At 75.1% G+C, this 13,785-nt stretch carries 7 protein-coding genes; 3 read left to right on the forward strand and 4 right to left on the reverse strand.

Annotated features, from left to right (window positions below; genetic code table 11):
• Window positions 1–43: 43 nt before the first annotated feature.
• On the forward strand, window positions 44–3,439 hold the full coding sequence (locus tag Ade02nite_RS39820) for a bifunctional proline dehydrogenase/L-glutamate gamma-semialdehyde dehydrogenase (RefSeq protein ID WP_203775294.1): 3,396 nt from the start codon (window positions 44–46) through the stop codon (window positions 3,437–3,439).
• 40 nt (window positions 3,440–3,479) lie between these two features.
• Here Ade02nite_RS39820 and Ade02nite_RS39825 read toward each other — a convergent pair whose 3' ends face one another.
• A complete protein-coding gene (locus Ade02nite_RS39825) occupies window positions 3,480–6,119 on the reverse strand; it encodes a BTAD domain-containing putative transcriptional regulator (RefSeq protein ID WP_203775296.1) in 2,640 nt (879 codons plus the stop codon).
• A gap of 261 nt (window positions 6,120–6,380) precedes the next feature.
• On the opposite strand from Ade02nite_RS39825, the gene Ade02nite_RS39830 reads away from it, so the two are divergent.
• Window positions 6,381–6,734, forward strand: coding sequence for a hypothetical protein (locus Ade02nite_RS39830; protein WP_203775303.1), 354 nt, complete (start codon window positions 6,381–6,383; stop codon window positions 6,732–6,734).
• Between the two features lie 9 nt (window positions 6,735–6,743).
• Here Ade02nite_RS39830 and Ade02nite_RS39835 read toward each other — a convergent pair whose 3' ends face one another.
• The 3 genes from Ade02nite_RS39835 to Ade02nite_RS39845 all read right to left on the reverse strand — a co-directional run bounded on the left by Ade02nite_RS39835 (window position 6,744) and on the right by Ade02nite_RS39845 (window position 11,259).
• On the reverse strand, window positions 6,744–7,679 hold the full coding sequence (locus Ade02nite_RS39835) for a phosphoglycerate dehydrogenase (protein ID WP_203775305.1): 936 nt from the start codon (window positions 7,677–7,679) through the stop codon (window positions 6,744–6,746).
• Window positions 7,680–7,742: 63 nt separating this feature from the next.
• On the reverse strand, window positions 7,743–8,687 hold the full coding sequence (locus Ade02nite_RS39840; RefSeq protein WP_239169382.1) for an HAD family hydrolase: 945 nt from the start codon (window positions 8,685–8,687) through the stop codon (window positions 7,743–7,745).
• Between the two features lie 25 nt (window positions 8,688–8,712).
• The gene (locus tag Ade02nite_RS39845) at window positions 8,713–11,259 is read right to left on the reverse strand and encodes a winged helix-turn-helix domain-containing protein (protein WP_203775307.1); all 2,547 of its coding nucleotides are present in this window, start codon (window positions 11,257–11,259) and stop codon (window positions 8,713–8,715) included.
• 308 nt (window positions 11,260–11,567) lie between these two features.
• Between Ade02nite_RS39845 and Ade02nite_RS39850 the strand changes: the two genes are divergently transcribed.
• On the forward strand, window positions 11,568–13,730 hold the full coding sequence (locus Ade02nite_RS39850; protein WP_203775309.1) for a winged helix-turn-helix domain-containing protein: 2,163 nt from the start codon (window positions 11,568–11,570) through the stop codon (window positions 13,728–13,730).
• The last annotated feature ends 55 nt before the right edge of the window (window positions 13,731–13,785 follow it).

Consider the following 13,785-nt stretch of genomic DNA (forward strand, 5'->3'; position numbering starts at 1 on the left):
ACCGTCGCTTTTCCTGAACGGAACTCGGAAGGACACTTTCGGCATGACAGACGTCGCCCACTCTCCGGCCGGTACCCCCGCCGCAGACACTGACATCGCCGACGAGGCGGTTGCCCTGGTCCGCCGCTGGCTCCACGAGGCCGCGTCGATCCCGGTGGGCGGCTCCGCCGCACAGCTCGCGGGCGTCCTGCGCGACCCCAAGGGCCTCGCCTTCGCCGTCGGCTTCGTCGACGGGGTGGTCCGCCCCGAAGACCTCAAGGTCAGCGCCCGCGCCCTGCACGCCCTCGCGCCCGACGTGCCGCGCTTCCTGCCGGCCCCGCTGCGCGGCGCGGTCCGGCTCGGCGGCGCCCTCGCCCCGATCCTGCCGGGCGTGGTCGTGCCGATCGCCCGCCGCGTGCTGCGCCGGATGGTCGGCCACCTGATCGTCGACGCCACCGACGCCAAGCTCGGCAAGGCGATCGCCCGGATCAGGAAGCGCGACGTGCGCCTCAACGTCAACCTGCTCGGCGAGGCCGTCCTCGGCCGCGGCGAGGCCACCCGGCGCCTGCGCGAGACCGAGCGGCTGCTCGGGCGCGCCGACGTCGACTACGTGTCGATCAAGGTGTCGGCCACCGTCGCCCCGCACAACCCGTGGGCGTTCGACGAGGCCGTCGAGCACATCGTCGAGCAGCTCACCCCGCTGTTCACGCTGGCCGCGACCGCGCCGACCCGCAAGTTCGTCAACCTCGACATGGAGGAGTACAAGGACCTCGACCTCACGATCGCGGTCTTCACCCGCCTGCTCGACAAGCCCGAGCTGCACGACCTCGAGGCGGGCATCGTCCTGCAGGCGTACCTCCCGGACGCCCTCGCCGCGATGATCCGCCTCCAGGAGTGGGCGGCGCGGCGGCGCGCGAGCGGCGGCGCCGGCATCAAGGTGCGCCTGGTCAAGGGCGCGAACCTGCCGATGGAGCAGGTCGAGGCGACGGTGCACGGCTGGCCGCTGGCCACCTGGCACACCAAGCAGGACACCGACACCAACTACAAGCGCGTCCTCGACTACGCCCTCGACCCGGAGCGCATCAAGAACGTGCGCCTCGGCGTCGCCGGCCACAACCTCTTCGACGTCGCGTACGCCTGGCTGCTCGCCGGCCGCCGCGAGGTCCGCGACGGCATCGAGTTCGAGATGCTGCTCGGCATGGCCGAGGGCCAGGCCGAGGTGGTCCGCCGCGAGGTGGGCGGGCTGCTGCTCTACACCCCGGTGGTACGCCCGGAGCAGTTCGACGTCGCCATCGCCTACCTGATCCGCCGCCTCGAAGAGGGCGCGAGCAGCGACAACTTCATGTCCGCGGTCTTCGAGCTGGACAGCGACGAGGCCCTGTTCGCCCGCGAGCGCGACCGCTTCCTCGCGTCGCTGGCCGCCCTCGACGACGCCGTGCCGCCGCCGCACCGCGTGGCCGACCGGTTCGCCGCCGTCAGCCCCTCGCGGCCCGGCCACTTCGAGAACACCCCGGACACCGACCCGGCCGTCGCGTCCAACCGCGACATGGTCCGCGCGGTGCTCGCCCGGGTGCCCGGCTCGGAGGTCGGCGTCGCCACCATCGAGGCCGCCCGGGTGACCAGCGAGTCGCAGCTCGACTCCCGGCTCAGCGCCGCGGTCGCCGCCGCGCAGGGCTGGGGCGCGCTCACCGGCAAGGAGCGCGGCGAGATCCTGCACCGGGTCGGCGAGGCCCTTGAGGCCCGGCGCGCCGACCTCATCGAGGTGATGGCGTCCGAGACGGGCAAGACCGCCGACCAGGCCGACCCGGAGGTCTCCGAGGCGATCGACTTCGCGCACTACTACGGCGAGCTCGCGGCCGGCCTCGACAACGTCGACGGTGCCGTGCACGTACCGGAGAAGCTGACCCTCGTCACGCCGCCGTGGAACTTCCCGGTCGCCATCCCGGCCGGATCGGTCCTCGCCGCCCTCGCCGCCGGCTCCGCCGTCGCGCTCAAGCCCGCCGGCCAGGCCGAGCGCTGCGGCGCGCTGCTCGCCGAGATCATCACGCCGCTGCTGCCGGACCCCGGCCTGCTCACCCTCGTGCAGGTCGAGGAGCAGGCGCTGGGCCGCCAGCTGGTCGGGCACGCGCTGGTCGACCGGGTCGTGCTGACCGGCGCGTACGAGACGGCGCAGCTGTTCCGCTCGTTCCGTCCCGACCTGCCGCTGCTCGCCGAGACCAGCGGCAAGAACGCGATCATCGTGACCCCCAGCGCCGACCTCGACCTGGCCGTCAAGGACGTCGTCACCTCGGCGTTCGGCCACGCGGGCCAGAAGTGCTCGGCCGCGTCGCTGGTCGTGCTGGTCGGCTCGGTGGCCCGCTCGGCGCGGTTCCGCAACCAGCTGATCGACGCCACCCGGTCGCTCACGGTCGGCTGGCCCGCGAACCCGGAGAGCCAGATCGGCCCGGTCATCGAACCGGCCGCCGGCAAGCTGCTCGACGGGCTCACGAAGCTCGGCCCGGGCGAGACCTGGCTGCTGGAGCCGCAGCGCCTCGACGACACCGGGCGCCTGTGGAGCCCTGGCATCCGTGACGGCGTGCGCCGCGGCTCGGCGTACCACCGTACCGAGTACTTCGGCCCGATCCTCGGGATCATGACGGCCGACAGCCTCGACGAGGCGATCGACCTGGTCAACGAGGTGGATTACGGCCTCACGTCGGGCCTGCACACGCTCGACCCGGCCGACCTCGGCACGTGGCTGGACCGGGTCCAGGCGGGCAACCTGTACGTGAACCGCGGCATCACCGGCGCGATCGTGCGCCGCCAGCCGTTCGGCGGCTGGAAGCGCTCCGCCGTCGGCGCCGGCACCAAGGCGGGCGGCCCCAACTACCTGGTCGGCCTCTCGGCGTGGCAGCCGGCCGAGTCGCACGCCACCGCGACCATCGACCACCCGGCCGTTCGCAAGCTCCTCGACGCGGCGCCCAGCGACTTCCTGACCCGGGCCGCGCGCAGCGACGCCGCCGCATGGGCGGACGAGTTCGGCAGGGCGGCGGACGTCTCCGGCCTGTGGGCCGAGCGCAACGTGCTCCGCTACCTGCCGGTCCCGGTCGAGGTGCGCCTCGCCGAGGGCGAGCCGGTCGAGTCCCTGCTGCGCGTGGTCGCCGCCGGCCTGCGCGCCGGAGCACCGTTCCGCGTCTCGACGGCGGCACCGCTGCCCGTGGAGCTGCCGGTCGAGGTGCGCGTCGAGGACGACGCCACGTGGGCGCGTGGCCTCGACGGCGTCACCCGCGTACGGCTGATCGGCGGCTCCCTGGCGCAGGTCACCGCGGCCACCGGCGGCCGCCCCGACCTCGCCGTCTGGCACGGCCCGGTCACCGAGGCCGGCCGGATCGAGATGCTGCCCTTCCTGCACGAGCAGGCCGTCAGCATCACCGCCCACCGCTTCGGCAACCCCGACCGGCTGGCCGCCTCGGTCCTCTGAGGCACCGGGCGGGAGGGCCGGTGACGGCCTTCCCGCCCGCTCAGGCGTTGCGCAGCTTGGCGCGCAGGTTCGGGGCCGGGTGGTCCAGCTCGTCGAAGATGTCCAGCGCCTCCGACCAGGCGGCCCGCGCGGCGTGGCCGTCGCCCAGGGCCCGGCGGCAGTCGCCCAGGTGAGCCAGCGTGTCGGCGAGGAAGAAGCGCTCGCCTATCTCGCGGCACAGGCGGATTGCCTCCTCGTAGTGCCCGATGGCCGCGCCGAAGTCACCGGACTGTTCCCGGGCGTAGCCCAGGGTGCCCTGCGTGGCCGCCGCACCGTCGCGGTCGCCCACCTCGCGAAAGAGCGTCAGCGCCCGGGCACAGTGCTCCACGGCGAGGCCGTGCTCCCCCACCGCGGCATGGCACCAGCCGGTGGCGTTGAGCGCGCGGGCCATGCCGGCCCGGTCGTCCATCGCCTGGTAGACGCGCAACGCCGTCCGCGCGTGCCGCAACGCCTCGCGCCGCTCCCCCATCCGGTCGAAGACGTCGGCCAGGAAGTGATGCGTCTGCGCCTCGCTCTCCTGGTCGCCGAGCTCGCGGAAGACGCGGGCGGCGGCCAGCGCGTGCTCGCGTGCCTCGTCGTGATCGCCCGTCATCAGGTGGGCCCGGGCCAGGCTGCGCAGCAGTTGCGCCTCGGCCGCCCGATCGCCGGTGTGCCGCGCCGCGCGCAACCCCGTCCGGTCGAGCTCGACCAGGTCGCCCCACCGGCCCTGCCGCACGGCGAAATGGTCGCGAGCCCGGGCCAGCCGCCACGCGTGCCCCTCGAAGCCGGCCGTCCCGGCCAGCCGGATCAGCGCGATCAGCACGGCGTCGTTGGCGATCAGCCACTCCAGGGCGGCGCCGTCGCCGGCGATCTCGTCCACCACCGTTCCGGGCCGGGCCGGCGGCGGGGTCAGCGTCGACGGCGTGTGGTTCAGCCGCATCGCCGTGCAAGCGCCGTGCAGGTAGTGATCGAGCAGGCGGTGCAGCGCGTCCCGCTCCCCGGTGCCGGCCAGTTCCGCGGCGTACGCGCGCAGCAGATCGTGCAGGCGGTAGCGCCCGGCCGCGGCCGGCGCCACGAGGTGAGCCCGGACCAGCTCGTCCAGCGCCCGGCTCGCCGGGCACCCGGCGAGGCTGGCGGCCGCGGTGGCGGTGAACGATGGCCCGGGATGCAGCCCGAGCAGCCGGAAGAGGCGCGCGGCACCCGGCGTCAGCTGCCGGTAGGACCACGAGAAGACGACCCGCACATTGCTGCTGGCGTCGTGGCCGTCGAGCAGGTCGAGCCCGGCACCCGTGGTGAGCTGCTCGGCCAGCGCGGTCAGCCGCAGGTCCGGGCGACCGGCGGCGCGGGCGGCCACGACGGCCAGCGCGATCGGCAGGTGGGCGCAGGCGGCGCCGAGCCGGCGCACCACCGCCGGTTCGGCGTCCACCCGCTCGTCGCCGAGCCGCCGGGCCAGCATCGCCCGCGCCTCGGCCGGGGTGAACAGGCCCACCTCCACCGGCCGGGCCGTCTCGATGGCGACCAGGCTCAGCAGCCGGTCGCGGCTGGTGACGACGACGACCGAGCCCGGCACGCCGGGCAGCAGCGGGCGCACCTGATCGGCGTCCCGGGCGTTGTCCAGGATGATCAGCAGCCGGCGCCGGGCCAGCAGCGTGCGGAACATGGCCGATCGGGCCGGTAGCTCGCGCGGTATCCGCCGGCTCGGCAGGCCGAGGGCCTCCAGGAAGCCGCGCAGCGCCTCCTCGGGCGGCAGGACCGACTGGGCCGGGCCGAAACCGCCGAGGTTGACGAAGAGCTGGCCGCCGGGAAACCGGTGCCGCACCCGGTGCGCCCAGTGCACCGCGAGGGTGGTCTTGCCGACCCCGGCCGTGCCGGACAGCACCACCGGGCGGTCGTCGCCGATCGCCTCGTCCAGCCGGCGCAGCTCCTCCTCGCGGGCGGTGAAGCCGGCCACGTCGGCGGGCAGCTGGGCCGGCCCGGCCGGCTCCGGCGCCCGGGCCGGCATCGGCTCGTTGCGGCGGAGCAGTTCGACGTGCAGGTCGCGGACGGCGGCGCCGGGCTCGCTGCCGAACTCCTCGCCGACCGCGGCGCGCAGCCGTGCGTACCATTCCAGGGCCTCGGCCACCCGCCCGCCGTCGCTCAGCGCGCGCATCAGAGCCGCCACCACGGATTCCGCGGTCGGATGGTCGGCGGCGACCGGCCTCAGCCGCTCGACCACCGCTTCCGGGCAGCCCAGCCGCAGCTGAGCCTCGGCCTCCTCGGCCAGCAGGTCGAGCCGTTCCCGGTGCAGGGCCTCGCGCACCCGGGCCGCCCAGTCACCGGGCAGGCCGGCCAGCGCGACCGGTTCCCACTCGGCCACGGCCTGCCTCAGCAGATCGGCGGCGAGCTTGCCGTCCCCCGCCTGGTGGGCCTCGCGGGCGGCCGACGCCAGCCGCCGCGAGCGGTGCAGGTCGACGTCCCCGGCCGCGACCTCGGCGCGATAGCCGCCGGAGACGAACCGCAGCATCCCCGGGTCGCCGCCGGCACCGGCGATGATCCGCCGCAGCCGGGCGATGTACGGCGCGACGGCGTTCCCGGCCCGCGGCGAGTCCTCGCCCCACACCCTGTCGACCAGAGTGGCCACCGGCACGCTGCGGCCCGGCGTCAGCAGGAGCACCGCGATCACGCATTGCTGCTTGGCCGGCCCCAGGTCGACGTCCGCACCGTCCCTCCGCCACCGCAGCGGCCCCAGCAGGCGCCAGGGCGCCCCATCCCCCGATCGACTGCCCACGCCATCGAGAGAAGCACGCCCGTCTATGCCGTGCAATCCAAAAGCAACTCACCGACAATCGCGCCTCCCCAAGCTGTCTCCACCGGTAACGGCACCCGCCGCGTGCGAGGGACGCGGACCCGCCGGACCGGCCCGACCCACGACAAGGGAGGACCGATGAGGAAAACGATCAAGGCCGTGGCCGCCGGCGCGGCAACCGCGGCGGCGGCCCTGGTGATGACGCCGGGCACGGCACTCGCGGCGACGCCGATCGAGTGCACCGTGCAGAACAGCTACTGCTGGGTGGGCTACATGCCGGCGAACTCGGCCCACCAGATCTTCTTCAACACCAGCAACATCTCCGTGCCGTACACCGTCACGGTCAAGGACTCCAACAACCAGCGGATCGTCTACAGCGCGACCTACAGCGGGCAGGCCTGGAAGACCTTGACCGGCGTGTACTCCACGTACGAGGCGTGGATCCAGTGCATCCGCAACTGCCCCGGCACCAAGCTGAGGATCTGGAACTGACGCGAACGGCTAGACCACGTTCTTGAGGGGCCGTCCCGCAAGAAACGCCCGCACGTTGTCCATGACCAGGCCGGCGGCGCCCACCGGGCGTCCGCCGGCCGCGTGCGGGGTGATGATCACGTTCGGCTCGTCCCACAGGGGCGAGCCGACCGGCAGCGGCTCGGTCTCGAACACGTCCAGGGCCGCGCCGCCGATCCGGCCCGCGCGCAGGGCGTCGAGCAGGGCGGACTCGTCGAGGGTCGCGCCGCGGCCCACGTTGATCACCCAGGCGTGTGCGGGGAGCAGCGAGAGCACGCGCGCGTCGAGGGCGTGCCGGGTGGCCTCGGTGGCCGGCAGGATCGAGATGAGCACGTCGGCGCGGGGCAGCAAGGCCGGGAAGGCCTCCTCGGTCACCACCTCGAAGCCGTGCCGCTCCCCGGCGCTGCGTGCCACGCCGGTCACCGTGGCGCCCAGCGCCTTCAGGTGGGGCGCGAGGGTCGCCGCGATGCCGCCGAAGCCCCAGATCACCACGTGCGCCTCGCGCAGCGTGCGGAAGCTGGACGGGTCGCGCACCGGCTGGAGGCCGCCGAGCTCCTGCGCCCAGCGGCGGCCGACCTGCGCTCGTACCAGCAGGTTGAGGCGCCGGGCGGCGGCGAGGGTGAGGGCCAGCGTGTGCTCGGCGACCGTCAGATCGTGCAGCCCGGCGCCCGAGGTGATGACCACGCCGGGCGCGAAGCCCGCGGCCAGCACCGCGTCGGGGCCGGCGGCGAGCGTCTGCACCCAGCGCACCTTCGTCAGCCGCCGCGCGGTGTCGCGCAGCTGGCCGGCGGGGTTGCCCCACACCACGATCGCGTCCGCGTCGGCCGAGGAGTCCGGAACGGGCTCGTCGACGGCGTACACCTCAACAGTCACGCCGGGGGGCGGGGAGACGGCCAGCTCGACGCTGCCGGGCAGGAGAAGCTTCATGGTCCACAACCTAACCTCGGGTGCGCGGGGATCGCCCTCCCCGCGCACCCTCGGTTTCCCCCCTCAACGTGGGCCGAAGACCTGTGACCAGTCCCCGGCCATGCTCACGGCCACCCAGTTCTCCGCCTCGGCGGCGGCGATGGCCTCGGCGGCGCCCGCGGTGTAGGCGAACTCGCGCTCCGCGTCGTCGTGGATCACGAGCAGGCGCAGCGGCTCGCGGCGGCCGCCGCCCGCGGCGCGCAGCATCGGCAGGTCGCCGTTCGCGTTGCCGGCGGCCAGGATCGGATGGCGGCCGATACGGCTCCAGATGCGCACCGGCTTGGCGGGGCCGTCGTCGAAGACGTCCAGCCGGGCGGTGTGCACGATGCGGCCGTCGCGGTATTCGAGCGCCACCGAGCTGCCGATCACCCGGTCGGCCGGGATGCCGTAGACGTCCTGGCTGACCGTGCGGAGGAAGTCACGCCCTCCCCCGGTGGCGATGTAGCAGGTGAAGCCGTGCTGCGCCAGATAGCTGATCAGCTCGGTCATCGGCTGGTAGGCGGTCTCCACGTAGGGCCGGCCCAGGGCCGGATGCTCACATTTGACCAGGAAGTCGCGCGCGAGGTGGGCGAACTCGTCGACGGTCGTGCCCTCGTACGCCTGGAGCAGGCCCGCCGCCATCTCCCGCAGGTCGGCGTCGTCGCCCTGGTAGTGCTTGGTGATGGCGCCGCCCAGCCACTCGTGGTCGCGCTCGGCGACCGCCTTGAACGGCTGGCGGCTGCGCAGCGCCGGATACCGCTCGGCCAGCTCGCCGATGCGCCGCAGCAGGAAGTCGGCCTGCACGGGCAGCGGCTTCTCGCACCACAGCGTGCCGTCGTTGTCGAAGACCGCGATCCGGTCCTCGGGCGGGATGCCCGCGACGGCGACCGCGACGAACTCGACGATCCGCTGCCGTGCCGCGGTGTCCCGCCACGAGGGGAGCTCGGTGGTGTCGGTCATGCCGACGAGCATCGCCACGGCCGGCGCCACGGTCGTCACCCCTCCCGGATGAGCGCTACAGCAGGCCGAGGTCACGGGCACGGCGCACCGCCTCGTTGCGCCGGGTCGCGGCCAGCTTGCGCAGCACACCGCGGACGTGCGTCTTTACCGTGTTGACCGAGACGTACATGGTCCGGGCGATCTCCTCGGTGGAGAACAGCTGCGCCAGGTAGCCGAGGACCTCGGTCTCCTTCGCGGTGAGCGGCTCCACCATGACCGGCGCCGCGGGAGCCGCCTGAGGCGGGGGCCCGGCGGGCTGCGGCGCCGTCGCGGCCCGGGGCACGACCCCGAGCCAATCGTGGCGTACGGCGAGCTCACGGTCCTCGCGCAGGAACCGCCGCACCGGCGTCGCCGCCTCGAGCAGCGGCCGCCGGAGCCGTTCGGGCTCGGCCAGCCCGAGCGCGCGGTGCAGGGCGCGGCGGGCCCTGTCGCGGCGGCCGTCGCCGAGCTCCGCCGCGGCGGTGATCAGCCAGCCGTTCACCCGGATCTCCAGCGGCAGGCCGGGACGCTCGCCGAGCGTGGCCACGACGGCCCGCGCCCGCACGGTCTCGCCGGCGAACACGGCGGCCGTCGCCTCGGCGATCGCGTGCTCGTTCGTCGTGCCCGCGGCCGGCGGACGGCCGGGGGCGAGCAGGGCGTCGCGGGCGAGGTCGAGCACCTCGGTGAGCCACGCCGGCCGTGGCCCGGCCGGCGCGGCCGCGATCGCCTCGGCCGCCTTGGCGACGTCGCCGTTGCCGCGGTGCACACGCGCCCGCACCAGCGCCAGCAGGCCGCCGAGCAGGGCGTCCGGCGTCTCCTCCAGCCGGGCGGCGGCCTGCTCGGCATGCACCCGGGCGGCGGTCAGGTCGTACTCGTCGGCGCGTGCCCAGGCCAGCGCCACGTCGGCCGCCGCGTCGCCGGGCCCGTCGTCGTCGTGGCTGCGGTCGAGCGCGCGGCGGGCGTGCTCGTCCGCGCGGCGCAGCCGGCCGCAGAGCGCCTCGGCCAGGGCCAGCCGGCCGAGCACCTCGGCACCGTCGTGCTCGGACGGTTGCAGCACCGCGCAGGCGCCGACCAGGTCGCGCTGCCAGAGCAGGCTCTCGGCGCGGGCCAGCCGGATCAGCGACGCCAGGCCGGCCGGGACCGCGGCCCCTTCCACGAGCGCGCCGTCGAGCAGCCGCCAGGCGGCCTCGGCGGTGGCGGCCAGGTCGTCGGGGCCGCCGTGCCGGCGCGCGCGGGCCACGTCGACCGCCGCGAGGCTCAGCGGCAGCGCGACGCCCCGGCCGCCCGCCATCTCCCCGGCGCGCAGCAGGTGTTTCGCGCACGCCTCCGGGTCGTCGAGGTAGTGCGCGACAGCGGCCGCGACCACCGCGGCCTCGGGCAGGTCGAGGTCGGGTGGCATCGGCGTGAACGCCGCGGCGCCCTCGCCGTTGAGCACCTCGGCTATCCCGAGGCCGCGCACCACCGAGGTGGCGGCGAGCGCCCACTCCTGAGCCCGCAGCGCGTGCGGCAGCGCCTCGCCGTGCCGGTCGAACCCGGCGTACCAGCGGGCGGCCCGGCGGTGCAGGCCGGTGATCCGGTCGACCGGCCCCTCCCCCAGCGCGGCCAGCAGCACGCCGCGCACCTGCGGATGGTGCACGTAGGTGCGCTCGCCGCCGGCCCGCGCGGACACGAAGATGCCCTGGTGGGCGAGGCGGTCGAGGACCTGCGCCGCGTCGCGGCGGCCGCTGAGCTCGACGGCGAGCCCGGCCGGCAGGCGCTCGGCCACGCAGGTCCGCAGCAGCAGCTCGCGCGTCGCGGCGGTCTGCTCGCCGAGCAGCTCGTTGCGGATGTAGTCGGCCAGCTCGTCCTTCTTGTCGCCCGGCATCGGCAGCGCACGGGCCTCCAGCCGCAGGGCGGCAGCCCACCCGTGGGTCTGCTCGGTCAGCTCGGCCACGGCGTTCGGGCCGAGCCGGGTTCCGTGTGCGGTGAGCAGCGCGTCCGCCTCGGCCGGGGTGAACGCCAGCTCGTCGTGGCGGATCTCGGTGATCGAGCCCGCCAGCCGGTAGCGGTGCAGCGGCAGCGGCGGGTCGGTGCGGCCGATCAGCACGCACCGCAGCTGCGGTCCGGCGTGCTCGACGAGGAAGTGCAGCCCGTCGATGATGGACGCGCGGGTCAGCGCGTGCACGTTGTCGAGGACCAGCACGACGGGCCGCGGCTCCGAGGCAAGGGCCACCACCAGCCGTACGAGGAACGAGCGCTCCGCCTCCGGCCGCCACTCGCCCTGCACCTCGGCACCGGCGCGCCGCAGCGCGGCCACCACGTACGGCCAGAAGATCCCCGGCTGGTCGTCGCCCGGCTCGAGGGTCAGCCACGCCACCCGGCCGCCGGCTCGGCCGCTGGCCGTCCAGTCGGCCACCAGGCTGCTCTTGCCCGAACCCGCCGGCCCGGTCACGACGGTGAGGCGGCGGCCCGGCCCGGCATCGAGCCGTTCGCGCAGGCGCTCGCGCACCACCCACCACGGTGGAAGGCCCGGCGGCTCCAGCTTCACCGTCATGATCGGCTCGCCGTCGGACGTGGTCAACTCGGTAGCGATCTTTCCTGGCATCCGATACCCCCATCGCGATCGCCCCGCCTCTCGGCACCGGCACGCCTTCGGGCACGTCGCGGCCTACCCGTCGAGCCGCCGGTGTCTACGCAGAGTTTTCTCCCGATCATCAACAGTCACATCACCCAGCCTGGGTGATTCCGAAAGTGGACGACGGAACCGGACAGTTGCCAGGTCACGACCACCCAAGAAGCAAAAACTTGTGCGACGAGTCATTGCGGCGAGCGCACACTGTGCGATTGCATGATTACTCGACCTCGCCGGTCCGCGACCGGCCTGGCGTTGGCGGACGGGGGTCAGGGGCGACGATGACGCGTGCGGAGCTCGTGCCGCGGCGACGGCTGGTCGGCGACCTGACCGCCGTGCGCGACGACGTGCCGTTGATCCTGGTCGTCGCCCCGCCGGGCTACGGCAAGTCGATCGCGTTGCGCCAGTGGGCCGACCGCGACCAGCGCGCCTTCGCCTGGGTCACCGCCGAGCCGGCCGACGGCGATCCGCACCGGCTGCTGCGCCGCATCGCCCGCGCCATCGGCGAGATCCGGCCGGTCGAGCCGGCCACGTGGCGGTCGCTGGCGCTGCCCGAGGAGCAGCTGACCGCCGAGGCCCTGCCCCGGCTCGCCGCGGCCGCGCCGCCGGTGCTGGTCATCGACGACCTGCACGTGCTGCGCGGCACGCCCGCCCAGCAGCTCGTGCTCGCCCTCGCCGAACGGCTGCCGGCCGGGTCGCACCTGGCCGTCGCCGCGCGCAGCCGGCTCGGCCTGCACGTCGGCGGCCTGCGCAGCGAGGGCCGGTGCGCCGAGTTCGGCCCCGCCGACCTGCGGCTGTCGCGGGCCGAGGCGCTCAACCTCATCCGGGCCACCGGCGCGGTCCTCCCGGCCGAGCAGGCGCTGGGCATCAACCGCCGGTTCGAGGGCTGGCCGGCGGGGGTCTACCTCGCCGCGCTGAGCCTGCGCGGGCGGCCCGACGCGGCCGCCGCGGCCACCCGGGTCACCGGCGCCGACGCGTACCTCAGCGAGTACTTCCGCGACGTGGTGCTGGCCGCCGAGCCGGCCGACACCGTCCGGTTCCTGCTGCGCTCGGCGGTCCTCGACACGCTCTCCGGCAGCCTCTGCGACGCGATCCTGCGCCGGCACGGCTCCGGCCAGCTGCTCGCCGGGCTGGCCGCGCGCAACGTCTTCGCCGCGCCGATCGACCCGGCCGTGCGGTCGTACCGCTATCACCCCGCGTTCCGCGAGATGCTCCTCGCCGAGCTGCGCCGCCGCGAACGCGCGACCGAGCAGGCCCTGCACCGCCGGGCGTCCACCTGGTTCGAGCGCCGCAACCAGCCCGAGGCGGCGGTACGCCACGCAGCGGCGGCCGGCGACGTCCGGGCCACCACCCGCCTCGTGCTGCGGCACGGCCGGGCCCTGCTCGACGAGGGCCGCGCCGAGCAGGTGGCCGACGCGCTCGACATGCTGGGGCGCGGCGCGGCCGAGCGCGACCCCGGTCTCGCGGCACGCGCCGGGTGGGTCTACGCCTTCGCGGGCCGCTCCGTGCCGGCCGCGGCATGCCTGGCCACGGCTTCGATCCCCCGGCAACGGACGTCCGGTTCGTCGCCGGCCGCGGACGCGCGGAGCACCGCCGCCGTCGACCGGCTGCGCGCCGCCCTGGCACCCGGCGGCGTCGACGGGATGCTCGGCAACGCGCGCCGGGCCGCCCGCGCGGAACGTCCCGGCTCCGAGTGGTACGCGACGACGATGGCCCTGCTCGGCGTGGCCGAGGAGCTCACCGGCAACACTGTGCTCGCCAACGCCCGCTACGCCCGGGCCGCCCGGGCCGGCGCCGAGCACCCGATCCCGTCCGCGCTGGCGCTGGCCGCGCTGGCCTGGCACGCCGCGGACCAGCACGAGTGCGCGGCCGCCGCCGCGTACGCCGAGGAGTCCGCCGCCCTGCTCGGCCCCGAGCTGCGCACCTGCGGCTGGTCGGTGCTGACCCACCTGATCGGCGCGTCGATCGCCCTCGAGGCGGGCCGCCGCACGGAGTTCGGCGCGCTGGTCGGGGCCGCCACCGACGCCCTGGAACGCGCGCGCCCGTTCCCGTGGCTCGTCGCCTCGGCGTCGATCCGGCTCTCCCGCCTCATGCTCGGCCACGGTGACCCCACGGCCGCGCGGAAGGCCGCCATCCGCGCCCGGCTGGCCCTCGACCAGCTCACCACCACGGGCGTGCTCGCCGAGCGGTACCGCGCGCTCACCGCCGACCTGGGCCGCGACGGCACGCCGGACGAGACGGCCGACACCGCCGGTCTCACGGCCGCCGAGCAGCGGGTGCTGCGCCTGCTGCCGACCCACCTCACGCTCAACCAGATCGCCGGTGAGCTGCGGCTTTCCCGCAACACGGTGAAGACCCAGGTGGCCGCCGTCTATCGCAAGCTGAGCGCCTCCACCCGCGCCGGGGCGGTGGTGCAGGGACGCGAGCTCGGGCTGCTCGACTGACGCCGCTCATTCCTCGCGGGTGAGGCCGTGCCGCGCGCGGCCGGTCATCCTACGG

Source organism: Paractinoplanes deccanensis (assembly GCF_016862115.1).
Lineage (GTDB): Bacteria > Actinomycetota > Actinomycetes > Mycobacteriales > Micromonosporaceae > Actinoplanes > Actinoplanes deccanensis.